The following is a 25,651-nucleotide window of genomic DNA, read 5'->3' as shown; positions in this document are numbered from 1 at the left end:
GGATGATTAGAAATGGTTACAAAACAACCAAACCTATTGAAGCTATTTCTAATAGGAAATACCTTGAATGGGTTTGATGAATAACGTGCGAATTCCTGATTGTGACTTAATCTCAACTGTAGCAGTTTGCGTTACTCCCTTTGGAGTAAACAACAACGTGCGCTGATTTTTTTCGTCTACAATTACACGGGAAATAGTTACCGTAGTTGGAAGGGCTGATTTTCCTAGCTGTTGCTTTCCATTGCGCTGAACGAGAAGTATGTGTTTAGGCTCAAGGTGTAATTCGAGTGCCTCTCGTTTAAGCAACGCGCGTGAACGAGCTTCTGAAACTGCTCCAGCTAGCCGTCTCACAACAGTGTCCATGTCACGTTCAGGATCTGAGAAGTTGATGCTTGGAATAGTAAGTCCAAGTACTATTCCAAGAATGGCAACAACTACAATTAATTCGAATAAGGTAAAGCCTGATTCGTGATTCTTATTCAAGATTCCAGCTTTGGATGTCAGAACCATCATCTATGCCACCTTCTTCGCCGTCTGCCCCAAAGGAGATAAGATCAAAGGATTCGTGGGATCCTGGTGAAATGTACACATAATCATTATCCCAAGGGTCTTTTGGTATTTTTCCAATGTAGCCATTTTTCGGGAATTGTTTAGGAACACGTCCTGTAGTGGGCTTATTTACAAGCGCTTGTAGTCCCTGTTCGGTACTAGGGTAGTAGCCGTTATCAAGGTAGAAACGTTTGGCAGCTGTGGAAAAACCTTGAATTTGCATTTTTACTTTTACGACACGCGCTTTGTGCGGCTCATCAAGAAATCTTGGAACAACGATAGAAGCAAGGATACCGAGAATAACAATAACTACCATCAGCTCCATTAAGGTGAAGCCTGCTTCTTTTGACTGTTTTTTTTGTTTCATTTGTCTACTCTGAGTCATTATGTACTCCTTACGATCTACCATTTTTCTTAAAGTCTATTCCGTTTAATGAGAAGATGAGGTGGTCACGCCCGATAGTTTTGAGCACAAAAGTTCCAACCTGATCTCCTTCATGCAAAACTTGATTACCGATAACCACCATTCGTGTGGAAGGATCTTTTGACCATGCAAGTGCGTCAATCTGTAAAGCTTCGAGTGCAGGGTGGGATGGCTCGTCCAGTACCTCATTGGAAGGTTGTGTAGAATTATCTTTTGATGTGGCTTCTAGTTGTATGCTTTTTAGTGCTTGCGAAATAATAGCGCTGTTTTCTTGTTGTGTTCTTGTCTCTCTAGACGCTACAGAAAAAGTTTCTTTTTCAGGGGCGTCATAGACAGTTACGGAAACAGCGCTGTTCTTCGTTGGTATGGTCAGTCGTCTTTCAGCCGTGGTGTCTTTAGTGATTTTTGAATCCAGCTCTGTAAGCTCCGGTGCCTCAGGCAGTGGTGGGAGTATTGCCAGAATGTTAGTTTCAATTTTGGGTGAAAGTGGTGCTGATGAGGGAGCCGTTGTCTTAGAGCTTGTTTCTGGACGAGCGTTTATTTCGCTTTGTGTAATTTCTTTATGAAAAAGCGTTTGCTCTGCGTACGTTTTTAGAAGTGCAGAAACATTTAATTGATATGCCGACCATCCAAGCAGCGCACTTATAAGAGCCAGCGTAATGAACATTCCATACTTACGTTGTTGTTTTATTGTACGGATTGTAAATAAGCCTTGATACATGGGGTCAGATGCAACTTTATCTATCAGCGCAGAAGAAATTTTTGAAGTTCCGGAAAACGTTATCGTGTCTAATGCGTGAGACGATATGTGGTTGATAAGACGGGGTAGTCCACCTGTTACATTCCAAATTCGGGTGAGTGCTTTTTTATCGAAGATTGAAAGATCTGAAAAATCTGCATTAATAAGTTTGAATTGCACATAATTTTCTGTTTCCTCCATATTCATTGGAAACAATTCACAGCGTACACCTATCCGTTGATTTAGCGCCTCTAATCCCGGTTGTTTTAGTCTGTCCATAATCTCGACCTGACCGATGAGAATAATTTGGACAAGTGGAATGGCGCCAAGTCGCATGTTGTATAAGGCCAAAAGTAAAGAAAAATGCTCTTCGCCTAGCAGATGGCTTTCATCAATAATGATGACAGGCTTTTTACCTAATTCAGCCTGTTGCATGAAAAAATCATACAACCCTTCAGTTAAATCACTAATGGAGTTACGGCTTGTAGTATCGATGCCGTATTGCTTACAGAAATTATAGAGCTGTTCTGAGGGCTTGAAGAAGGGATTTCCGCTTTCTGCAAAAATATATTTATCCCCGAAGGACTGCATAATATGCCTGCAGACCGAGGTCTTGCCGATGCCAATTTCTCCGGTAAGCAAAATAAGCCCACAGTTACATTCAAGTCCTCGAGTAATTCTGTGGACTACTTTCTTGTGACTTTCGGACGGGTAAAATTGGAACGTACGGAATTGTTCCCCAAATGGGTTTACCTGTGCTGTTTCCTGTGAAGATACCTGCATGGCGTGGCCTGCTATTTTACTGAAGTGACCATAGTAAGTGCAATGTCAACATCCAGCATCTTTGCTTTTGTTTGTTTTATGTTCAGGTTTTTGACAGTAATACCCTGAAGATTCTTTTCTATTTTATATAGAAAACTCACGAGGTGTCTTTGGTATAACCCTTTGAATCGAAGCGTAACTTCTTCCTCTACTAGATTATTTTTAAGGTCATGCTTTTTTGGGCGCACAGCATCAATATTGCGGTTAATACGCAGATCACGGGCAACTTTTTCGACAATTGCAAATAGTGTCCCTTTGTTTTTGTCTAAGCCCTTAGACAGTGCTTTTCGCTTTTGTAGCTGCAGAGAGTATTCTTTTGTAAGAATTTCAAGTTTTCCTATCGCGTTAGTGTTCTGGATAACTTGTCGCTCCATGTCTTCTTTATAGTCCATGGCTGGTAAAAGTATGAACTGGAGAATGCTCAACAAAAGAACACCGCAGATGCCAAGAATAAGGGTGCGATGATTCTGTCTCATGCTAGCCTGCCTTTTCTATTTCTAACTCGAAACGAATACGTTTTTGTTTTTTTTGGTTTGTAGCACCGCGAATAGTTACAGCTTTAAAATATGAGCTTTTTGCTAATTGAGAGCGTAACTTTTCAAGTGTGTTGTAACTGTTTGTGGTTCCTACTAATCCAATGTTTTTTTCTGTAATCCTAATAGCTTCCATGGAAATATCAAGCGACTTAGGTGTGTTTTTATGTAAGGCTAATAGCAGGTCTAATGAGTCAATTCCTGCCTTGTTGCCGTTTGCATTTGGTTTGCCGTGTAGCTGAGCAAGGCGTGATTTTAGAATGCTTGTGTACTGAATGGTGCCGAATGATTTGTTTACCTTAGGTAAAGTTTTTTCCAGCGTTTTCTTAAGGTTAGCATTAAGGTCTGCGGCACGTAAATCATTCTGGTGTCCCTGAGCAAAAAGAGAAAGAGAGAACGTAATCATAAGGATACAGGCAAGGACAGTCGTATAAGTAGTTATGTGGACTAGTGGGTCACGTTTTTTTGAAAATGAAAATTCATCTTTTCGGAAGTTGATGGTTTTTTGCTGCTGAAAATTCGTGTTCTTTGCAGGTGCTAATGCAAGCGCAGGCAGACACTCAAGCCAGTCTGTTTTATCTTCGATTGAAAATAATTTGGAAGCATTTGGGTGGTTGTGAATTGCTGTGGTTGGAAGACCAAGCTCTTCTGTGAAGAAATTTTCAATTCCTTGTAGCCGTGCCAGATCTCCACAAATTAATAAGAAATCTGCGGAAGGCATGTCTGCATTTGCACTCAGCAAAATTTGTTTAGCAAGATGTCGCAGTTGTGAGATTAACGCTTCTTTAAATGTCTGCTCGTCTGATGGAACAGTGTCGTCTAGCGTTGATATGTCAGAAAAGAATAAGAGTCTTTCTATGGCATCCGGGGTTGCACTAAGCTGAAGCTGCAAGGCTTTCTGAATGTTTTGTATACCGTAAGGAATCTGGGAAACAGCGCATGGAACGTTGTTTTCAAGGCACACTAACTGCGTGCTTCGGGCATCAATGTTTATGAGAAGCGTTGGTGCCTTTGTGCAAATATCTCCTGCTATCTTTGCAAGTGAAAAAGCATCAATGGTTATATGTTGAGGGTCTATGCCGCAGGTTTGTAATTCCTGTACTATTGTTGAAAGGAATTCTTTATGAACTGTTGCAGATACTGCTTTGCGCCCCTGAGGGGTTTTTGCACCAAATTGTAAGTCAGTAATTACTTCTTCTGAGGTGAAAGGAATTTCCTGCTCGAGCTCAAATTCAAGAGCTTGGGCAATTTGTTTCGGAGTGGTGAATGGAAAATCCCAATTACGAAGAATGGCAGTGTGTGCAGGGAAAGATATACTATATTGATTTGACCACAGGTTATGACGATCAATAGCGGCAGTAAGTTCTTTAGCAAATCTTTGAGAATCTTCCAAAGTACTTATAGGAATAATCTGGTGATCCAGCAATTGAGAGCCTCGCCAATTCGTAGTAAACTGGCAAAGTGCTATCCGTTCCTCTGAGCAGGCAATACAAAGAAGTTTTTTGAGCATAGTTATTGAAATTGACCCGACAGTAGGGTGAACGAACTGTTAATGTAAAATTACAATAAGTAGGGCTAGTAACGCGGATTCTTGAAATACTCCTCTATTAAAAAACAAATTATTTCAAGCTGAAATTACTTTTGACGTTATTTATGCGTTGATATTTATTACAGTTATAAAGTTTTGGAATTCGTTTTTATGAATAGATGGCTTGAGTACATTGATGTCACTTTCGTGCATTATTTTTTTGTGGTTGTTTACTCAACTTGATTTATAGATGTTTTTTTTACAATCTTTAACGATCTTGCAAAGCGTTGTGTTGGCCTGATGAGGAACGGCTCATGCTTGTTGAGAGAAGTGCTCGCCATTAAGTTTTTCTATGGGATATCCTGCTTACGGGTTAAAAAATAGAAATAATGAAAACTGTTATGGCATTTTTTAGCTTAAAATTCTTGAGGGACACATATGTGCTTTGTATTTGGTTGGAAGTGGAAAATTAATTGTAGTCAGTGTTATCCCAATATCAATTCGTATTGAATGATCCTACAACGAAAATGTGGAACCAAATTAAGCCACAAGCATACTGTTCATAGCGATGCTCAAAGTAAGCAGGGGGAAACTAGTCATTACTTGAATATCGCTATGTTTATTCAAATAGTTTCAGGAATCTTTGTTTGTATATTGCACGTCTTTGTCACTGTGGAGCAGAAGGCCGGAAGGTGGTTTTCAACGTGCTAAGCCTTCTTGAATGCATGGAGAACGGAATACCGCTCTAACGATCACTTAAATCCCAACCAAAAACCATTCTGAAATATATGTCAAAGACCACGGCCAGGTAATGTCACTTTTCTCCAATCTTGATGAACGTAATATCTGTGACCCACGCCATATTTGAAGCAGGCGCAATAAAATTACGGTCGAACAAATTAGAAGCAATAGGCTCTGTGTGGGTTGAATCAGTTGTAGGAACAAATCTTTTTGCGTGTTTACAGCGGAATCCCGGTACTCGCATGTACTTGGCAACACAAGGCTGGCTTACATTCTAGAATAACGGCTTATCACGTAGTTCAGAAGTGAACATGGGGCCATTCTATTCTGTTCGTTGTATCTTCCTGATGTGCCTTGCGAAGTCAGAAAGTTACCGGTGAGATGTGGCTCTGGATGCTTGCGCCCAGTATATAGGGTCTGGCATATTTTCTTCATTGAAAACATAGAGTGGTTTGACTTTACAAACTTGAACCTCACTTCGATGCTCTGCGAAAAATATCCCAAGCTTTTTAACAGATCACGCTCCACCTCAGTACATTGAAGCCTCTTCCGTAATCTTTTGAACTCTCGTTGTTCATTGTCAAAGCTTTATTTCTTCTTTCGTGAAGAGCAGTTTGGCTTTGTATTGAAGGCTTCCTACGCCAACAGTAAAGCATGTCAGTGGGGATTTCCCAACTTATCTAGTTACATCAGCAACGATAGCTCCGGTTCTTTAGTTAGCTATACAGCATTCCTTCTGAGATCAGCATCATATGATCTACATTTTCGAACCCCCATCTCCATTTCTTCTTTTATTCAATATAATGGCTAAACTATGTGTTCACAAGTTTGGAGCAAGATCGAAGTATGTAAAAAATAATTTGGATAGTGATACGGGAAACCTCACTGGATTCTGTTGAGCTTTAATTTCGTAGCTGTACGAAGAATGATTTTATTACGCTTTAGGCGCGTGTTTACTGGTTTGTTTCAAGGTGCATGACATTCGTTTGAAGGAGGAATTCGTTTTTTGTATTAGCCTGAAAAGGGGTAGTTCGAAGGGGGTACTTTTATTTCCTATTTCTGTGGGGAGCACTATAGGGTCGGTTGAAATACACTATGATGTGGAACAAGAACATATCATTACTAAAAAGTGTTTATTATCTAAATAATTGTTTTTTAGTTTATTTATTGATTGTTCTTTGGCGGTGTAGCCTTATGGAACAGGTTGGCCAATTAGAACTTGATTAGTCTTGGGACGAAAAGCTTGCAAAAAAAAAATAAATAATGATAGTTGGTTAGCTGGCAGAGAGCGTTGGTGCCTTCATAGAAGCTAAGAGATCACACTCAAGCTGAATCTTTTGAAACTAACTCTTCATGTGAAATATTTTGATTGTTATTCAACCTTGCCTGCTGCTTGACTGGCTTCCTTAGTTCTAGGTGCTCAGTCAGAGTCCTCCAAATTGCTTTCTGGGGATACGAATCCATAAAGAATGGATAGTTGGTGCTTGTTTGGTTCAGTTGTTTTCCACTGTTAGCAAGTTTGGAGATTGGCTTTTTCAGTTGTGGTCAAAAAGCCTAGGGAAGAACGATTGTGGTAGTATGCTTCTTTCTGCTGTTGCGTAACGGGGCAACATTCACTGCAGCAAGTATTTTAGATGCCCTAAAAGATGGCATTGGTATTTTTCTTAATCAAGCTCACTACAAGAAGGTCAGAACTTTTTTTAGAAGTGCCAATGGAGTTAGTTAGTTAGTTAGTTAGTGCCTTGTCTAGCGTCGAATATGAAGTTGAAAAGTTGATTTCGATAATGGAACTGGTCACTGTTTTTAGCGGGTGGATGTTAGAGGTCAATCCGTTTGATCAGCCGCATGTTGAACATAATAAAAATTATCCTTTGGAAGTTTTAACAAATGCAAGCAGCTAATTTGATGGCTTTTGATGAGGCGATGTTGGAATGCAAAACAAAGATGCGCATAGCGAATGTTTCGGAGTTACATATTTCTTTGTTCGAAGCGATGTATACAAAAGCTTTGATTGAAGGACAGGCTTTGATACGTGAAGAAGATATCACCCCAGTATTATATGAAGAAGTTTGCTCGCATTCTGAACTTTTTTGTTACGAAGCAGTCGGTAAGAGCTTACTATCTTCACTTGCTGTTATTAAGCTAAATGGTGGGCTAGGTACTACCATGGGATTACAAAAAGCCAAATCACTTCTTCACGTGAAAGATGGTTTTTCTTTTCTAGATATCATTGTTAGGCAAATTGCTTTTGCAAGAGATAACTTCCTGTGTATTTTACCTTTATTGTTTATGAACAGCTTTAATACGAATGACGACACGAGAGCAATGTTAGAGGAGTTCTCTAACGGTTCTACCGGAATTCCAACTTCTTTTTTGCAAGGAACATTTCCCAAAATAGATACCGAAACCTGGAAACCTGTATCTTATTCATCACGCCCTGGAGCCGAATGGAATCCCCCAGGACATGGTGATATTTATTTCACGCTAGCATCTTCGGGCTTATTAGACTTGTTGTTATCGAAAGGTATTAAATATGCGTTCATTTCAAATGCAGATAACCTAGGTGCTACCGTTGCTCCAGAGCTGTTGGGGTATATGGAAAAAGAAAACATTCCATTTTTAATGGAGGTTACTGAACGTACCAAACTTGATTCTAAGGGAGGTCATCTTGCTAAGAACAAACATGGGCGGTTCATATTGAGAGAGATTGCTCATTGCAGTCGATCAGATCTTAAACACTTTCAAGATATTAAAAAATATGGAGTTTTTAACACGAACTCTCTGTGGGTCAATCTTGAGATTTTGAAAGAAAAAATATCCATGGGAATCTGTCTTGAGCCTATATGCAATAAGAAAAAATGTGATCCAAATGATCTAACTTCACCTGATGTTATTCAACTAGAGAGTGCTATGGGAAACTTAATATCCAATTTTTCAGATGCACAGATTGTGAATGTTTCAAGGTCACGTTTTTTACCTGTAAAAAAGAATGACGACCTTATTAGAATTCGTTCTAACCAATTCGCTTTAGATAAAAAGTGGCATTTGATTGAACAAACATGCCAGAGGTGAATCAAGCTTATGTGTTTCTAAAGAATGAATATTTTGGTGGCGATTAAAGGTGACTATCCTTGAGTTTTTTTCTGCGTATTTACTTCTATTCAACTCCTAATGGTAATTGAAAAAAGGAATAAAAAGTGTCTATGAATGTTCTTGTAGTTGGGGCAGGCCTTTCAGGCGCTGTGATAGCACATTTATTAGCAAAAAAAGGTGCTTCTGTGTCAGTGGTTGATTCGAGGAGCCATGTGGGTGGGAATTGTTATTGTGAGCGGGATAAGAAAACAGGCGTTATGGTTCATAAGTTTGGGCCGCATATCTTTCACACTGATGATGTTGAAGTATGGGACTTTATAAGAAAGTTCGGGGATTTTAGGCCTTTTATAAATCGTGTTAAAACAACTAGTAAAGGGCGTATATATTCTTTGCCGATTAATCTGCATACAATTAATCAATTTTATGGACAATGCCTCGCTCCATTGGAAGCAAGAGAGTGGATCCAAGCTCAAGCAGATAATTCGATTAGTGAACCAGCTAATTTTGAAGAGCAAGCTTTAAAGTTTGTAGGCAAAGAAATCTATGATGCTTTTTTTAAAGGGTATACGATTAAACAGTGGGGGATTGACCCAAAAGACCTTCCAGCAAGTATACTAAAGCGATTACCTGTACGATTTTCTTACGATGATAACTATTTTTTTCACAAGTATCAGGGAATCCCTACTAATGGGTATACGGAACTTGTTGCAAAAATGTTAAGTCATTCAAATATAACCGTTCAACTTGATACGAACTTTTCCAGAAGTGATGCAGAAAATTATGACCATGTGTTTTATTCTGGAGCAATAGATGGTTTTTATAATTATGAGTTGGGACGGTTAAAATATCGCACTCTTGAATTCGAACGTATTGAACTAGATGGTGATTATCAGGGGTGTGCAGTAATGAATTATGCAGATGAAAATGTTTCATATACACGTATTGCTGAGCATAAGCATTTTGCACCTTGGGAAGTTCACTCTCAAAGTGTTGCTTTTCGTGAGTATAGCAAAGAGTGCAAAGAGAGTGAGATACCTTATTACCCAATCAGGTTGTCAGCAAAGAATAACTTGTTAGAAAAATATATTGCAAAAGCGACGAATGAGACAAACGTAACTTTTGTTGGACGGCTAGGGACGTATAGATATTTAGATATGGATGTCAGTATCCGCGAAGCCATGAATACAGCTCGTGCTTTTTCTCATGAATTCGAAATTGGAGCAAAGCATAAAATTTTTTACGTAGATGTTGATTAGGGGCTTGTAACGCTCACTGCACTCTTCCAGCGAATGTTACTTACAGTGGATTGTTTAGTAAAAAAATGTAGACATGGAAAAAATGGAAAATTCAATGGGTTGTACGACGGTCAAGAAAGCTTCCGCAGGTGTTGAGCTAGAGGATAATTCCTCTAGTTGTTTTATCAGTATCATTATTCCGTGCTTTAATCTTGAAGATCATATTGATAAGTGTCTATATTCTATATTTAACCAAGATTTTGTAGATTACGAAATAATTCTTGTAGATGACAAATCTACAGATAATACCCTTAGTATATTAAAGAAATATGAACGAATTTACGACCATGTAACAGTCTTGGAAACAGAAGGAAGAAACGCTGGGGTTGCAAGGAACTATGGACTGAAACATGCAAGGGGTAGATTTTTATGGTTTGTCGATGGGGATGATTACCTAGAGATAGATGCACTGAAAAATTTGAAAAAAGATTTGGGTGGAATAGAACCAGATGTCTATCTAATAGGAAGTTCTTACTATGATGAAAAGACACGTAAATCTTCATTTATTGGGGGGAAAGATCTAACATTGTTTTCCCGATATGGGAATGGGGAAGTTTTAGGCGACGAAGATAGAATTAAATTATTGTATCTTGCTGGATTTCCATGGAATAAAATTTTTAGCCATAAATTCATTAGGAATAATAATATTAAATTTCAAGATGTTTATATTCATAATGATTTGAGATTTTATATTGAGGCTATGTTAACAGCCCAACATGTTGTTATTGATGAGAAGTGGCATTCCCAACCATACTATGTGCATGTTAAGCGAAAAGTTCCTAGTGATTCTCTCACTCATGTATTTGATAAAAGATCATTTATAGTTTTTGATGTGCTACGATCAACTTTATCGATTTCAGATTCTGAAAAAACATCCGAGGATGCAAAAGTTGCTTTGTTAGCAATGGCTGTAAGTAATATAAAGCATCGTGTAAGATTTTTAAAAAGAGATGAGCAAGTTATCCGTTTCGAAAGAGAAGCAGCGGACTTGTTGTGTACTTTTTTCTCTAATGAAATTTTTTATCAGTATTTTAGATATGATGATGCCGAGTATTCTTGCAGAGAATATTGCTTCAATCTTTTGTACGAAAAAAGACCAGAACTTTTCAATTCTATTTATGAGAAAGATGAATTGTGGTTAAGTGTGATCGTTACAACTTATAATCTTGAAGATTATTTAGATGAAGCGATGTCCTTTATAAAGCCACTTTCAGTTAAGCTGCCACATTCCAAGTACGAAGTTATTATTGTCGATGATGCATCAACGGATAGCACTCAAGAAATAATAAGCAAATGGTGTGCTAAATCTGATCATGTAAAATCAGTCATGCTAAATGAAAATAGTATAGGAGGAGTCTCTACTGTTGCTAACATTGGCATAAAAGAAGCTAAAGGTAGCTATTTGGCTTTTCTTGATGGTGATGATTTACTTAATGTTGATGTTCTGTTCGAAGGTCTTACAAAAGCCATATGTTTTGATTCAGATATATTACTTGCTGATTTTCAAAAATTATTTATGCAAAGTAAATCAGTCTCTGGGGCAAAAGAAGACGATTCTTGGAACTTTATACTTAATCGAATACGATCTAACCGTAATGATATTTATTCAATGCAGAAACTATCTTTGGAAATGAACCCAGTTCCTTGGAGAAAGATTTATAAGACTTCTTTTTTGCACGATAATAAAATATTTTTTCCTGAGGTTGATTTTTTTCATGAAGACAATCCGTTTCATTGGTATTGTATTACTCAAGCCTCAACAATAACTTTTCTAAAAAAACAGCTTGTCATTCATCGGTATGAACGTCAGGGGCAAACGATGTCTTCGTTTAAAGAAAAAAAAGGTGCGTTGGCAATGCACAATCATCTGATGGATATTTCTCTTTTTCTAAGAACTAATGAGATATATGAAGTTTTTGAAAACGCATATTCAAATACAGTTAGGAGATATATTGGTATTTATAGGGGGATCATAAATGATCATCCTGATGTTTATACTAAGTATAGAGGACTAGCTATTTCTACAACAGCCATTTTGTCTTTTGTGGATGTCTTGTTGCCTATAGGCTTTTCATCCGGCGGTAAAAGAAGCAGCATTCCAAAACCAAAACCAAAACCAAAACCAAAACTTGTTAGTGCTAAGAGTCCTGTAATTGGTGGTAGTTTATCTAGATTGCCAATTTCCGATCTGGTGTATCAACTGGAATGTTATATTGACGAGTATGCCCTAAACTTTAAGTCCAAGCATGCACTGTTTGGAAAATTCATTTCTCCTTTTTGGGTTATAACGCGCAATATGTACTTTTTTGTAAAGCATAAAAGAAGAAAAATACTTAAAGCCAGATAGATTTCTAATATCTAAGGTCGTCCAGACTTTTTAAGGTGTGGACGACCTTGTTTAATTACGAGGTCTCTAAGCTGAACAAGGTTTTTGACATATCTTCTATACATTGATGAGGTAATAGTGGGGAGGTGGAGCAGGATAATCTATTTGGGCTTACTGGGCTGTCATAAAATACGTTGTTTTAACAGCCTGATTGCAGATACCTAACTAGACAGAATAGCAATATTTTTCAGATCGTACCCGAAAGAATCTAAGCTAACATTTAGTACAAATGGTGTGTAAAGCTCGGTGAACTGGACGCCAGTAATTATCAGGCTAAGAAAGTCACTAGAAAAAGAATATGTACCCGCTATAATATTGGGGTAAATTTTTTCAGGTGGTGGAAAAATAAAAATGGTCATTTTGCCGTTGTGAGATGTTAAAGTTTTATTGCTAGATCGAACATTAACCATACAGCAGATGAACTTTCTTTGTAAGAACTAGCTTAGGGTTATCTTTTTTGATGATTCTTAACAGGTGGAACTATTGAAATTTAAGTAGAAAACAATGGCGTTATTCTCAATTCTTCAAAAATTCCGATATCGGTATGGTGATTATTTTAGTTTTAGCAAATATGGTATGTTATAATGATAAGATTGTCTGTAGTTGTTCCCACATACAACCAGGAACATTATTTAAGGGTTGCCCTCCAGTCAGTATTAGCCCAAACGTATGAACAGCTTGAAATTATTGTTGTTAACGATGGTTCAAGCGATTCTAGTTTTGACATTATTACTGAATTTGCCCAAAAGGATTCGAGGTTTATTGTAATAGATCAAGCAAATAAAGGCTATGGAGCAAGTTGTAATACTGGGATAAAGTATGCGTCTGGGGATTATATAGCTATTTTTGAACCAGATGATATGCTGGACTCTTTATTTTACGAAAAATTAGTCATTGAAGCAGAACAATCTTTAGCAGATATTGTAAAGTGTGAAAGGTTTTATAAACTAGATAATGAAAGGGGTGGTGGAACTACTCGTTTGTGTCCCGAAGAGACGAATGGCAATGTAGAGGAGCGAATTTCTTTGATGTGGCGGTCACATCCTGCACTTTGGAATGGGATTTATCGACGGAGATTTTTGTTAGAGAATCATGTTGTTTTTCCAGAAAGCTCTGGTGCATCGTTTCAAGATGCACAATTTATTGTTAGTCTGTATTACTGTAATCCAAAAATATCTTTTGTTAAATATGCAGGGTATTATTATCGTCAACATGCCGCTCAATCAATAGCTTTAGCTGATGAAAAAGTAGATGCTGTTATTTTTAATTGGAATCAGCAATATGACTGGCTGCGTGAAAAGAATGTGCCCAATTATGATTTTTTTATGTTCATAACTTTTTCGCAATTTTATTCATTAGTGGGTCTTCGCCTTGCTAAGCCATTTAATAAGGAGAAGCTGCTTTTTGAAGTGAAAAGAATAAAAAAACTATTAGAAGTAGATAAGCTGCCTTCTCAATATGCCCACCGCGATATTTGTTTTTTGTATACCTGCTTACGCTGGTTTAAAGTAGCTGAATTTATTGTGGCAACAGTTTCTAATATTAGCGCTTTTAAAAGATTTTTATTTCATAAAATTTATCCTTAGTGGTGATGTCACAGATGCTAAACCGGAATTTTTTTCCTTTATTAAAGGTCAAAGCGCTCGCTAATTTGCGTACAGAAGTATCGCGCTATTATTTGAATTATTTTTGGTGGGTTCTAGAGCCAGTTCTCACTATGCTAGTCTTTTATATTGTTTTTGGGATTTTTTTAAATAGTGGTACTCCTCATTATGTAGCATTTTTGTTGACAGGTCTTGTACCGTGGCAATGGTTTGCGAATGGAGTTACACAATCTTCGAATAGTATTCTCGCAAATAAGGGCTTAATGCTACAAGTAGACATTCCGAAGATGTTTTTTCCTCTTGAAGTTATTTTACGGGGAACATTTAAACATCTTTTTGTCTTAACTTTGTTACTTGTTTTTTTAATTTTTTATCCAACTCCAGTTTCTTGGACTTGGCTTGCTTTACCACTATTGATGGCTATACAGTTGCTTTATATTATAGGTGTTGGGGCTTTTTGCTCTGCAATTGTTCCTTTTGTGCCTGATTTACAATTTATAGTTTCGACAGTTGTGCGTCTTGGTATGTACGCAAGTGGTATTTTTTATAATATTGACTCAGTAGTGCTGTCACAGCATCGCTTCATTATGTATTTGAATCCGATTGCAGGGTTAATAAAGAGTTACCGTGATATTTTGATGTATGGAAAATGGCCTGATTGGGCATATCTTGGCTATCTGACGATCACAGGTTTCATATTGCTTCTTATTTCTGCGGTTGTCCTACGAAAACTTGACCACATTTATCCTCGGATCTGTCAGCAATGATCACAACACCTATCATTAGTCTTGAAAACGTTGGTTGCACCTATTCGGTTCGCAAGGGTTTCTTAAGGGTTGGGAAGTATGAGGCACTAAATGATGTTTCATTTTCTATTAACCGAGGGGAAACTATAGGTATTATTGGGCGGAATGGAGCTGGCAAGTCAACATTGCTCCGCCTTGTAGCTGGTGTGATTCAACCTGATGCTGGCAATGTTATTCGGCACACTCCCGTCTCTATCTCTCTTCTTACGCTTCAGCTTGGTTTTTCGACAGAGTTGACTGGCCGGGATAATGCAATTCTAGGCGCAATGTTCTTGGGGCATTCGCGAAAAGATGCACTTGCGAGTCTTGATGGCATCAACGACTTCGCCGAGCTTGGTCATTGGTTTGAGGAACCTTTGAAATCGTATTCTTCAGGCATGAAAGCACGACTTGGTTTTGCTGTTGCTATGGAAATGTCTCCAGACGTTTTGCTCGTGGATGAAGTCCTCGGAGTAGGGGATGAATCTTTTAGAAAAAAATCAACTGCTGCAATGAAAGAAAAAATGCTTTCTGGACAGACTGTTCTCTTTGTTTCGCATAACGCAAATACTATTCGGGAGCTATGTTCCTCCGTTGTTTGGATTGAAAATGGCGTAACCAAGATGGTTGGCGAGACTAAAGAAGTGCTTGCTGCCTATGCAGCCTCTCTTAAAAACTAGCCACATGGTCGAGGTAGTATTTGCGAATTCTTTTTTATGAACCTATACCGGATATTAATAGAGCCTTATTTTGCAAGCGTCTTCGTAGTCATTTGAGAAGCCTTGGGCATGAGGTTTTTTGTCTCGTGGATGAACGAGTGCGTTGTCGACTAAATGGCGGACAAGGCGAGTTCGGCTGGGTAAACTGTTCCGGTCCTATGGCAGAACTTGTGAGAGGGAATAGGGCTTCGACATCTGTGTATTGTCCAGAAGATGCAGAATTAGGCTTTGCTCAGTTAGTGAGACGGAAGAAAGAATATCACGACTACCTGACAGCTCTTACTCCTGATAGAATCCTCATCTGGAATGGGCTGGATGAATTTCATCAGGACTTCATAAGCGTGGTCGGTGAACTGGATCTGCATGCCCAACTTTATCATCTGGAACTGGGGTGGCTTCTCCAGCGTGACTATTTTTATTGTGATCCCTCGGGAGTGAATGGAAACAGCTCCATTTCACAAACATCATATTCCAAGACACTGGTTCCTGCTCAGGAAAAGCAGCTTCAAAGTGCCCTTGCAGAGATACGGGCAGGCAGAGAGCTTACCAAAAAATCTAACCTTGTGCTGGTTCCATTACAGATCGAGAGCGACACCAGCGTACAATGCTTTTCTCCCTATAAATCGAATCAAGAGTTTGTGGGTATGCTTGAATGTTGGATTCCTGAAGGATACAATGTTGTTATCCGTCCACACCCTCTGAGTATTGCAGAATGCCCAAAGTTTAGCCGTACCGACTTTCGAATAGATGGAACGGCTCCGTTGCATGATTGTCTGGCAGAAGCGGCTGTTGTGATAGGCTTAAACAGTACAACGCTTGTTGAAGCGTTGGTGTATGATTGTCATGTGATGGCTTTCGGCAAGGGAATCTTTTCTTCATTAAAGGGAATGCGTTATGTAGAGGGCGATTCTTTTGGAAGTAAGAGTCTTTCTGCTGATGAAGTTGGGTGTTTTTTGTATGATTTGTTATTCAATCGACAAATATCCAACAAAACCATGTTGGGTATAGATGTACATTTGGGTATCGAGGGTATGGTCTCAAAAAGGAATTACGTGGGTGGTGAGTTAGAGACTTTTCCGAAATATCCATTGCATAAGTTGATGTTCGGGCTTTCACGATTCTGGGCAGGACGAATATTAAAAAGAATAGGACTTCTTTCCTGATTTGTTTGCACCTCATCTGGTTGCTTTTTTTAATTTTACTATGTTGATTGAAGGAAACAATGCTTTCACCAGCTTTTATAGAAAATAACGTTGCCATTTGTCTTTCTACAGATCCACAGTATGTGCCTTATTTGTGTGTGACTATCCAATCTATTATTCAACAGGCTTCTGATGAGCATAACTACGATTTTGTCGTACTACATCAGGAACTGTCTTCGAGCGCGCGAAAGAGTATACTTTCTATGGGAGCAGAGAATGTTTCCATACGGCTATTCAATGTTAACGAATTTATGGAGCAGCGGTTTCATGTTTTGTTTGTGACAAAAGCCTATTATACTCTCCCTACATACTTTAGATTTTTCATCCCTGAAATTTTTAGCGACTATGATAAGGTCCTTTATCTTGATTGTGACATTGTTGCCCTTAGAGATGTTCAGGAACTGTATGTCATAAATTTGAAGGATTCGTTGATCGGTGCGGTGCGGGATTTGGGTGTGACTCAGCAGATAAATTCTATACGAGGTTGGAAAGAGTATTTTCTGGATGAGTTGAAAATTTTGGACCTGGATGGCATTTTTCAGGCAGGGGTTTTGCTATTTAATACTGAGGAGATGCGACGTTGTGACTTGTTGCAAAGATGCATTGAAGTTCTTGAAGAGCTACCTCAGCCAAGAGTTCTTGACCAGTGCGTGTTAAATGCAGTGTGTCAGGGGCGAGTGCATTATTTGGATTACCAATGGAATGTGATGTGGAATCTTCCTTTTTTAGCAGATGACTTGCAAAAAGAGTTGGGAAAAGAATTGTATGAGTTGTATCTGTTGGGATGTGATTCACCGTTTTTACTCCACTATGCCTCTTCAATTAAGCCATGGCGTGAACCTCAGCGTGAATTGGCGACATATTTTTGGCAATACGCCAGACAGACTCCATATTACGAGGCTATGCTATACTCTGAGATTATTCACTTTAAGCATACGCTGAGAGAGCGTTTTTTTGATTTTAAGAGTTTTCATTACCTGTACAAAAAACTTCCTGACCATTTTCAAGAGAAGCTGACCAAAGTAAAATATTTTATGTTGGGACGCTGAATTCATTTGCTCATAATGAAATGTTCCCTCGAATGAGGTAGGCAACATTGCGTCTAGTTAGGAGCTCTAATTAGTTGTTAATAGTCATTAAGTTCGTAAAAACGAAAAAAGGGTCGTAGATTTTCATCTACGACCCTTGTCTTTTCTTTGGTAGCGAGAGAGAGAATTGAACTCCCGACACTGCGGATATGAGCCGCATGCTCTAACCAACTGAGCTATCTCGCCATCAAAATATATAGGAACAAGAGGTGGTAGCGAGGGAGAGAATTGAACTCCCGACACTGCGGATATGAGCCGCATGCTCTAACCAACTGAGCTACCTCGCCATCTCTTGTGCGTCGCAGTTTGTTGCGACGGGAGAGTGTTTAAGGAAATCTCAAGCACAATGCAAGCATTTTTTGAAAAAAGTTAAGTTAGAAACAAAAAAGTCTAAGTCCAGAAAAGGTATACTAGCGGTGCGATAATTAATCGGTACCACGCGAAAGGTCTGAACGTCATCTTGCCAACAAGTGTGATGAATGTCTTAACTGCAATTAATGCTGAAAGAAATGAGACTATGAATCCTACAGCAAAAAAAGGAATATCGGCAGTAGTAAAGAGTTGATAATTTTTCAATACGTCATAGCCGGTTGCAGCGAACATAATAGGCACGGCAGCTAGAAAAGAATATTCCGCGGCAAGAGTACGGCGTGCTCCGAGGAGCATACCGCCCATAATGGTTGCTGCAGAGCGGGAAAAGCCGGGCCAGAGGGCAAGGCACTGAAAGCAGCCGATACCGAAGGCAAGCTTAGGCGTAATTTCATCCAGTGTGTGGAATGTTGCTTTTTCCAGATCATGTGAGGGAGCATGCTTTTCGACACAGAGAATAAAGATTGCACCGACAGCTAAGGCAAAGGAAACCGTTACAGGGTTAAACAAGTATGTTTTAATATACCCGCTAAGAAGCAATCCAAGAATGCTGGCGGGAAGCGATGTGAGAAAAAGCATCCATAAGCCGCGTATGCCCGAAAAAGGAATTTCCGGTGTGTTTTTCAGTAACCCCAAAAATCTGTTAAGGTAGAGTATGACAACGGCAAGAATGGCACCAAGTTGAATAAAAACTTCAAACACTTCCGCTTTAGGGCCTGTGTAGTCGAGAAGATGTCCTGCGATGATGAGGTGTCCGGATGAAGATACCGGCAGGAATTCTGTTAAGCCTTCAATAATGCCGAGAATAACGGCGGAAAAGAGTTCTGTCATATATATGTCGTATGTGTGTTAGGGTTAATGGCAACAATTGCAGAAAAATACAGTATAGTAGAGCTAGTTGCAAGGTGTTGGTTAGTAAGTTAGATTGCCATGTTTTTCCATGTTAAAGGATTAGGTTGTATCTACCACCAATAACGGGGAGTCGCAGATGACTACAATTATGCCGCAGAGTGAGCTTGTTAGGAAAGCTGCCGCGTATATAGAAGAGCACCGTAAAGAGTATCCGAAAAATTTAAACAAATTGTTGGATGAAGCGGGAATGCGATTTAACCTGAGTCCTAAGGAAGCAGAAATGCTTAAAGATTTTTTTAAACAATCAGAAAGTGACCACTAGGGGGCTGTTCTGTTTAGAGTCAGTTTAGTTCACAGGCAGATTTTTAAGGAGCATATATCCATTTTCTGTCTGGCTATGTTTTCTTTGGTTTTTCTAATCGTAATCGGAAAGGTATTACAGCTTAGAGAGCTGTTTTTAGGACTTGATGTCGGGATACTCGAAATGCTTAAGCTCTTCGGGTTCTTGATTCCTGCCGTTCTCCTTATGATTATTCCCATAGCAACTATGCTATCTGTGTTTCTTACGTTCTTGCGTATGAGTTCAGATAGAGAGCTTGTCGCGTTGAAAGCCAGCGGCGTAAGCTTATACCAACTTTTACCTGCACCTGTTGTGTTCGGGTCACTTTGCACGTTGCTTACGCTTTGGGTTTCTATGTTTGGCATTTCTTGGGGGATGGATAATTTTCGAACATCCGTCTTGGAATTGGCCCAAACTCGCGCAAAAGTTGTTTTGCAGCCGGGTGTGTTCAATAAGTCTATCCCGAATTTGATGATTTATTCACGCAGCTCAAGCCTTGCCACAGGTGAACTGGAACACGTATTAGTTCAGGATACCAGTAGGGACTCCGGAGGTGTAACTATTGTTGCTCCGACTGGTAAGATTATTTCTGATACAAAGATGGGTGAAATCCGTTTTGTATTGAATAACGGAAAGCTTTATCGTCAGGATAATAACGAGATTAGTGTGCTCGGCTTTAATCGGTACACTGTTCGTTTAGCCTTGTCGCAACTTGTAAAAGGTGTGCACTTGGGCAAGCTTCGTCCTTCAGGTATGTCATATCCTCAACTTCAAGCTATCAAAAATGACCCGTCTCTTGCAGAGAGTCAGTCCTTTATTCGTAAAACAGACGTAGAGATACCAAAGCGCTGGGCAATGCCTTTTGCCTGCATTGTGCTTGGCTTATTTGCTATGCCGCTTGCCTGTGCTTTTGAAGGCATGCGTCAGCAGATGGGGGTAGTTATGGCTCTCGGTAACTTCCTTGTTTATTACAGCCTGCTTTCTATCAGCATGAAAAGTGGTGAAGGGGGAAGTGGTATTTCTCCATCGATCAGCCTTTGGATTCCGAACGTCCTTTTTGCCGGTCTGGCTATTGCCGGGCTGTATTTTACTGCAAAAGAGCGAACTATAAATATTACAGCTATGATCACACATGTGATGTTTTTCCGACGCAAGGATAAAGGGGGCGGAACATGTCGCTCTTAACTCGCTATATGCTTAAGCAGAATCTTTTTTTGATGCTGCTTATTCTGGGTATTGGCACAGCGGTATACTTGCTGACAGATTTGTTTGAAAAATTGGATGACTTTCTTGAAGTGGGGCTTGGTTTTTCTACTGTCGCTCTGTACTTCATCTGTAAGCTTCCACTTATTGTTTCGCAAATTCTTCCTGCGGTGTTTTTGCTTTCCTGCACTGTCCAGTTATGCGTTATGTCCCGTAACAAAGAACTTGTTGCATTGCAGGCTGGTGGCGTTTCTTTTATCTCGCTTGCCCGTTTTATCGTGTACATGGGGTTATTCTGGGCTGTACTTCAGCTTGGATTCTCACAGTATCTCGGAGTAATGGGTGATGTTGAGTCTCGTCGTATATGGAATGAAGAAGTACGAGGTAAATCTTCTACCAATGCAACAGTTCGCGATATCTGGTTCCTTGAGGGCGAGTATGTCATTAACTTGGACGTAGCTCATCTGAATGCGGAAAAAGCTGAAGGTGTCACTATTCTGCGTATCTTGCCAGATGGCGACACTATTCAGGAAGTTATTAAAGCGCAGAGTATGAAAGTACAGCCTGAAGGCTGGCTATTGACCTCCGTTCTTCGCACAGAACCAGGCAGTTATAGTGAGACAACAATGCCAGAGTTGGTATTGCCTATAGAGCAGAGATTGGGTGTGTTTAAGACTGTATCCGCGGATGCAGATTTGAATAGGCTGGCTTTATGGGAACTTGGTGCAGCGATTGATCGATTGGAAAAATCCGGTTCCAACGTTGAAGCTTTGCAAACAGCATATCAGCAAAAAATTGCTTATGCGGCTGCGGTATTGTTAATGGGACTGATAGCCTTGATGCTCCTTACTTGGAGAGACAGTCTTTATCTTAATATCTCCATCGGACTTATTATTACCTTTGCATTTTATGCACTCTTTACATGGTTTGGTGCTCTCGGTGAACGTGGTTTTGTTAACCCTGTGTTTGGTGCATGGTTTGCGAATATCTTGTTTGGCGTGATCACTCTTGGACGTGTTCTCTGGTATACCCGTTCCCGTGTGAAGAAAACGTCCTCCATGACGCTTTCCGGTAGTACCTCGTAATTCTTTTATTACCGTAATAATATTTGTCATACGCTTAAAAATGGGTGTATGGAGTTTATATGTTTGAAAATAGCTTTTATCCTGAATGGTTAGAAGTGTTTGTTGTTGATGATGAACGCTTTGGAGCCGCATATGATGCTGTGCCGGATAACCGCCGTGCATGGCTTAAGACTACAATTGCACGATTGCACGCGTTGCATGGAACTCCTCAGGTCATGTGGGGAAGACAGGAAAACCATTGGCGGCAAGGACATATATCCATTGCGGAAAGTCGTCCTGTAGATTGGACTGCCGTGGTTGTAGATTCTGCGTATGCGTCAGGCGTGCGCCTTCTTGCTGCAGCAATGATGCCGTTGCTTAGTGGTGTAGAAGATATCCTTGTTGTCTTTTCTGGTGATGCACCAGTGGCAGCGGAATGCCTTGCTGCCCTTGAGCTGGCAGGTATTGAAATGGCTGTACAGCTTGATGCTGAGAACACTGCTTTGTTTATGGCAGAACTGTCCGCATCGGGAACTAGCGGCCGAATTCTTGCCCTTGGCGAAACAGCCAGGCAAGCAGTACATCATGTTGGCGTACTAAGTAATGGTCTTTCAGCATGGTTTGAGCCTCAGCATACGAGTCTTGGTGTCCTGTCTGGTGCTTCTTTTGATAGAGATTTGCTTGCATGGGCTCATCCGGATTTAAATATCGTTGATGTCGCGGCTGATGATCTTGCTTCGCCTTCTTCTTTTGCCGCCATTTGCTGCGAGGCTGATGTTGTGGATACTGTGGCAGATACTGTTCCTGTGTCATTAGGCGCTGGACAGGAGGGCTGTTGGGTCTGGCCGGATTTATTGCCCCAGTGGTTTACGCATCGTCGCTTTTCTCTTCTTTCCGAAGTGTAACATCGCATTTGAGTGAAGGTAAAATCAATGAGCAAGAGCGCAAATTCCTATCTGGACAACTTGAGAAATATTGGCATCATTGCGCATATTGATGCCGGTAAAACGACACTTACTGAACGAATTCTGTTTTACACCGACAAGATTTACCGCATGGGTGAAGTGCATGATGGCACTGCAACTATGGATTTTATGCCGGAAGAGCAGGAAAGAGGCATTACGATCGCTTCAGCGTGCACTTCATGCGAATGGAACGATGGTGTAATTAACATCATCGACACCCCGGGACATGTAGACTTTACCATTGAAGTTGAGCGCTCATTACGTGTGCTTGATGGCGCTGTGGGTGTTTTTTGTGCCGTAGGCGGTGTCGAGCCGCAATCAGAAACTGTCTGGCGGCAGTCTGAAAAATTTAAAGTTCCCAAAATTGCTTTGATCAACAAGATGGATAGACTCGGTGCTGATTTTAACTCAGTGCTTGAATCTATGCGTGAACGTTTGAACGCTTCTCCATTAGTGCTTGTAGCTCCGATTGGTGAAGGTGATGAGTTCGCCGGTCTTGTTGATGTCTTAACGCTTGAGCGTCTGGACTTTGATCAGGAAACAGAAGGGCGAGAGTACACTCGTACGCCTCTTAAAGGCGATGAATTAGCCTTTGCTGAAGAATGGCGTGAAAAGGTACTTGAAACCATTTCTGATTTTGATGATGAGATTATGGAGTTGTATCTTGGCGGGGAAGAAGTTCCGCTTGATTTGATCAAGGAATGCATCCGTAAAGCTACACTCAATCTGTCCATCACACCTGTTTTTTGTGGATCTGCATTGAAGAATGTAGGAGTACAATGTGTGCTGGATGGTGTGTTTGATTACCTACCGGCACCACTCAATGTTCCTGCACCTAAAGCAATCAGACCTGCAACTGGAAAAGCAGAACAGCTTGTCGTTTCACCTGAAAGTCCGCTAGGTGCACTTGCTTTTAAAGTGTACATGGATGAAGGACGTAAGATGGTGCTGGCTCGTATTTATTCCGGTACACTGCGATCTGGTGATTCTGTGCAGAACATTACGCAGGGTAAAAAAGAGAAACCTGCCCGTCTCTACCGTTTGCATGCAAGCCATAGAGAGCAAGTTGAAGAAGCACGCGCAGGTGAGATTGTTGCTTTGGCTGGGATGAAGTTTGCAAAAACTGGTGATTCTCTTGCGACTGAAGAGAATCCATACCTGCTTGAAAACATTACAGGGTACCAACCTGTTATTTCCCGTGCTTTGGAGCCTGCTAATTCTGAAGATGCTGAAAAGCTTGATGAAGTGTTGGAAAAACTGCTGTTGGAAGATCCTACATTGCAGTATGAGCAAAGTCCTGAAACAGGACAGCGTGTAATTTCCGGCATGGGTGAGCTTCATTTAGAAGTGATCGTAGATCGTCTTAATCGTGAGTATCATGTTACACCGCGTGTTGGGAATCCTCAGGTTGTGTATCAGGAGACAATCAGCGGTAAGGGCTCCGCTGTGGAAGAATTTGATCGTGAACTCGGAGATAGACGCCATTATGGGTATGCAGCCCTGACGGTTTCTCCCCGTGAACGCGATGCTGGTAATATGGTGCGGTTCACTTTTGATATTTCAGAATGGCCGGAGGCATGGGTAGATGCTGTTGAGCAGGGCGTTAAGGACGGCTTGCAATGCGGTGTGATAAAGGGCTACCCTGTGCAGGACGTAGAAGTTGCTATTACAGAAATAAAACGCAACGATTGTTCATCTGAACCGGGATATCGAATGGCTGCGGGCATGGCTTTGAAGGCTGCGCTGAGAAATGCAAAGCCAGAGTTGCTTGAGCCGATAATGGACGTAGAGATTTCTGTTCCTGATGAAAATGTCGGGGACGCTATCAGCTTGCTTGGCGCAAAGGGCGCAAAAGTTGAAAACCTCTTTGACCGCGCTGGGGTGAAAATGGTGAAAGCCTTAGCTCCTATGTGTAGTCTTTTTGGTTTTTCAACAGAATTGCGTTCTGCAACACAGGGGCGCGCTGGGCTGGTAATTCAGTTTTTGCGATTTGATACATTGTCGTAGAAATTAGAAACGAGGAGTTTTTGGTGCGGTTCTGGGAATCATTTAAGCGAGCTATTAGATATAACTACTTACGTGTAATGCGTTTGAAAGTTTCAACGCATTCTATTGCGTTAGGTGTGGCTGCCGGTGTGTTTACGGGTTGTCTGCCTGTGCTGCCATTCCAAACCGTTGTGGCTGTTGCACTGGCGTTTGTGTTACGATGCAGTAAAATTGCAGCGGCAGCGGGAACATGGGTTTCTAACCCGTTAAACTGGGTTCCTTTTTACACTGCTTGTTTCTTCATCGGTAATTGGATTATTCCTATTGATGTAACCTTTGATCCTCACCATATGGAACTGAAAGAGCTGTTCGAACAAGGTGGTGGGATCGTGATCGTAATGATGACAGGTGGCTTGGTGATGGCTGTGCCATGCTCCATCCTATCGTATTTTATTACGTTCAGAGCCGTTACTCGTTTTCGTCAACGCCGCATGATACGACTTATTAATCAATATAAGAGTAGGCACGGAGACCAGAGCAGTAATGATAAAAACTTGGACAGCTGAGGAACAGGCTGATTTTGGACAACAGTTGGCTGCCTGTCGCAGGGCAGTTATCTTTCTGGACTACGATGGCACGTTAGCGCCTTTGGTGCCGGATAGAGATAATGCTCGACCATTTCCCGGTGTTCGTGAGGCGCTGGAACGACTTCTGGCTATTAAGCATTGCCGCACTGTACTCGTGAGTGGGCGAATGGTGATGGAGCTTCAACCACTGTTGCAAAGTCGTTTGCCTTTTGAAGCGTGGGGCTCGCATGGTGGTGAACACTTGCGGGTAACCGGACAGATGGAGCTGGCTACTATTTCTGATGAAGCCCGTGAAGGACTACGCATTGCTGTCGAAAAGATTACAGGCTTGTTGGATGAAAATGCTATTGAACGTAAGCCTAGCAGTGTGGCAGCTCACGTAAGCGGCGTTAATGCAGAACTTGTTCCGCAGTATCTCACAGAGATTGATGAGCTGTGGGAGCCTGTTGCCGAAGAATTTGGTTTAGAGCTTCTGGACTTTCATGAAGGGATGGAAATGCGTGTGCCTGGAATGAATAAGTCTCGCGCTATTTATTCTGTTCTTTCAGAAGAGCCTAAAGATGCTGTAACGGTATATATTGGTGATGATGTGACAGATGAAGATGCGTTCCGTGCTCTTGATGACCGAAGTCACACCATCCTGATAGGGCGAGAGAAACGTCCTTCTGCCGCAAAATGGTTATTACCTGAAAGGCCTTATGGGCGACATATTATTGATTTTTTAAACGCGACTGCATCTGCTCTTTCATAGCGGTCGTAATTTGACTTTTTGCCCCG

At 40.6% G+C, this 25,651-nt stretch carries 21 protein-coding genes and 2 tRNA genes; 15 read left to right on the top strand and 8 right to left on the bottom strand.

Going from position 1 to position 25,651, the window contains the following annotated elements; translation table 11 throughout:
* Positions 1-48 precede the first annotated feature (48 nt).
* The 5 genes from ACZ5V1_RS07810 to ACZ5V1_RS07790 form a co-directional block, all read right to left on the bottom strand.
* Positions 49-513 carry a pilus assembly FimT family protein gene (locus tag ACZ5V1_RS07810; protein WP_464391376.1) on the bottom strand — a complete coding sequence of 155 codons (465 nt, stop codon included), beginning with the start codon at positions 511-513 and terminating at the stop codon, positions 49-51.
* Positions 476-934 (bottom strand): type II secretion system major pseudopilin GspG, encoded by a 459-nt coding sequence (gspG, locus tag ACZ5V1_RS07805; RefSeq protein ID WP_464391375.1) that lies wholly within the window; start codon positions 932-934, stop codon positions 476-478. The genes ACZ5V1_RS07810 and gspG overlap by 38 nt, the downstream gene beginning before the upstream one ends.
* Before the next feature lie 10 nt (positions 935-944).
* Complete coding sequence (locus tag ACZ5V1_RS07800; protein ID WP_464391374.1) at positions 945-2,354, bottom strand: AAA family ATPase; 1,410 nt, start codon at positions 2,352-2,354, stop codon at positions 945-947.
* Between the two features lie 152 nt (positions 2,355-2,506).
* Positions 2,507-3,010 (bottom strand): hypothetical protein, encoded by a 504-nt coding sequence (locus ACZ5V1_RS07795; RefSeq protein WP_464391373.1) that lies wholly within the window; start codon positions 3,008-3,010, stop codon positions 2,507-2,509.
* Between the two features lies 1 nt (position 3,011).
* Positions 3,012-4,577 carry a PilN domain-containing protein gene (locus tag ACZ5V1_RS07790; RefSeq protein WP_464391372.1) on the bottom strand — a complete coding sequence of 522 codons (1,566 nt, stop codon included), beginning with the start codon at positions 4,575-4,577 and terminating at the stop codon, positions 3,012-3,014.
* A 2,646-nt stretch (positions 4,578-7,223) separates the two neighbouring features.
* Here ACZ5V1_RS07790 and ACZ5V1_RS07785 point away from each other — a divergent pair.
* The 8 genes from ACZ5V1_RS07785 to ACZ5V1_RS07750 all read left to right on the top strand — a co-directional run bounded on the left by ACZ5V1_RS07785 (position 7,224) and on the right by ACZ5V1_RS07750 (position 17,469).
* Positions 7,224-8,408, top strand: coding sequence for a UTP--glucose-1-phosphate uridylyltransferase (locus tag ACZ5V1_RS07785; protein WP_464391371.1), 1,185 nt, complete (start codon positions 7,224-7,226; stop codon positions 8,406-8,408).
* Between the two features lie 131 nt (positions 8,409-8,539).
* On the top strand, positions 8,540-9,685 hold the full coding sequence (glf, locus tag ACZ5V1_RS07780; RefSeq protein ID WP_464391611.1) for a UDP-galactopyranose mutase: 1,146 nt from the start codon (positions 8,540-8,542) through the stop codon (positions 9,683-9,685).
* Positions 9,686-9,767: 82 nt separating this feature from the next.
* A complete protein-coding gene (locus ACZ5V1_RS07775; RefSeq protein ID WP_464391370.1) occupies positions 9,768-12,071 on the top strand; it encodes a glycosyltransferase family 2 protein in 2,304 nt (767 codons plus the stop codon).
* A 623-nt stretch (positions 12,072-12,694) separates the two neighbouring features.
* The gene (locus ACZ5V1_RS07770; RefSeq protein ID WP_464391369.1) at positions 12,695-13,696 is read left to right on the top strand and encodes a glycosyltransferase family 2 protein; all 1,002 of its coding nucleotides are present in this window, start codon (positions 12,695-12,697) and stop codon (positions 13,694-13,696) included.
* A 14-nt stretch (positions 13,697-13,710) separates the two neighbouring features.
* Entirely contained in the window at positions 13,711-14,481 is a 771-nt protein-coding gene (locus ACZ5V1_RS07765; protein ID WP_464391368.1) for an ABC transporter permease, read from the top strand.
* Complete coding sequence (locus tag ACZ5V1_RS07760; RefSeq protein ID WP_464391367.1) at positions 14,478-15,179, top strand: ABC transporter ATP-binding protein; 702 nt, start codon at positions 14,478-14,480, stop codon at positions 15,177-15,179. Before ACZ5V1_RS07765 ends, ACZ5V1_RS07760 begins: the two co-directional genes overlap by 4 nt.
* Before the next feature lie 137 nt (positions 15,180-15,316).
* The gene (locus tag ACZ5V1_RS07755; protein ID WP_464391366.1) at positions 15,317-16,381 is read left to right on the top strand and encodes a capsular polysaccharide export protein, LipB/KpsS family; all 1,065 of its coding nucleotides are present in this window, start codon (positions 15,317-15,319) and stop codon (positions 16,379-16,381) included.
* A 59-nt stretch (positions 16,382-16,440) separates the two neighbouring features.
* On the top strand, positions 16,441-17,469 hold the full coding sequence (locus tag ACZ5V1_RS07750; RefSeq protein ID WP_464391365.1) for a glycosyltransferase family 8 protein: 1,029 nt from the start codon (positions 16,441-16,443) through the stop codon (positions 17,467-17,469).
* 148 nt (positions 17,470-17,617) lie between these two features.
* Here the strand turns inward: ACZ5V1_RS07750 and ACZ5V1_RS07745 are convergent.
* The 3 genes from ACZ5V1_RS07745 to ACZ5V1_RS07735 form a co-directional block, all read right to left on the bottom strand.
* Positions 17,618-17,694, bottom strand: a tRNA-Met gene (locus ACZ5V1_RS07745).
* Positions 17,695-17,718: 24 nt separating this feature from the next.
* A tRNA-Met gene (locus ACZ5V1_RS07740) sits at positions 17,719-17,795 on the bottom strand.
* A 103-nt stretch (positions 17,796-17,898) separates the two neighbouring features.
* Positions 17,899-18,708, bottom strand: a complete 810-nt coding sequence (locus ACZ5V1_RS07735; protein ID WP_464391364.1) for an undecaprenyl-diphosphate phosphatase — start codon at positions 18,706-18,708, stop codon at positions 17,899-17,901.
* Positions 18,709-18,865: 157 nt separating this feature from the next.
* Here ACZ5V1_RS07735 and ACZ5V1_RS07730 point away from each other — a divergent pair, with 157 nt between their 5' ends.
* The 7 genes from ACZ5V1_RS07730 to otsB all read left to right on the top strand — a co-directional run bounded on the left by ACZ5V1_RS07730 (position 18,866) and on the right by otsB (position 25,625).
* Positions 18,866-19,051, top strand: coding sequence for a hypothetical protein (locus ACZ5V1_RS07730; RefSeq protein ID WP_464386566.1), 186 nt, complete (start codon positions 18,866-18,868; stop codon positions 19,049-19,051).
* Between the two features lie 75 nt (positions 19,052-19,126).
* Positions 19,127-20,254, top strand: a complete 1,128-nt coding sequence (locus ACZ5V1_RS07725) for an LptF/LptG family permease (protein WP_464391363.1) — start codon at positions 19,127-19,129, stop codon at positions 20,252-20,254.
* On the top strand, positions 20,242-21,357 hold the full coding sequence (locus ACZ5V1_RS07720) for an LptF/LptG family permease (RefSeq protein WP_464391362.1): 1,116 nt from the start codon (positions 20,242-20,244) through the stop codon (positions 21,355-21,357). Before ACZ5V1_RS07725 ends, ACZ5V1_RS07720 begins: the two co-directional genes overlap by 13 nt.
* A 59-nt stretch (positions 21,358-21,416) precedes the next feature.
* Entirely contained in the window at positions 21,417-22,241 is an 825-nt protein-coding gene (locus ACZ5V1_RS07715; protein WP_464391361.1) for a hypothetical protein, read from the top strand.
* A 27-nt stretch (positions 22,242-22,268) separates the two neighbouring features.
* Positions 22,269-24,308: an elongation factor G gene (gene fusA / locus ACZ5V1_RS07710; protein WP_464391360.1), complete on the top strand. Its 2,040-nt coding sequence runs from the start codon at positions 22,269-22,271 to the stop codon at positions 24,306-24,308.
* Between the two features lie 23 nt (positions 24,309-24,331).
* Entirely contained in the window at positions 24,332-24,853 is a 522-nt protein-coding gene (locus ACZ5V1_RS07705; protein ID WP_464391359.1) for a DUF2062 domain-containing protein, read from the top strand.
* On the top strand, positions 24,831-25,625 hold the full coding sequence (gene otsB / locus ACZ5V1_RS07700; RefSeq protein ID WP_464391358.1) for a trehalose-phosphatase: 795 nt from the start codon (positions 24,831-24,833) through the stop codon (positions 25,623-25,625). The genes ACZ5V1_RS07705 and otsB overlap by 23 nt, the downstream gene beginning before the upstream one ends.
* Positions 25,626-25,651: the final 26 nt, after the last annotated feature.

It is taken from the genome of Halodesulfovibrio oceani subsp. galateae, from assembly GCF_055397225.1.
Note: the sequence above shows the minus strand (reverse complement) of the source record. Positions and strands in the feature narration are given on the sequence as shown.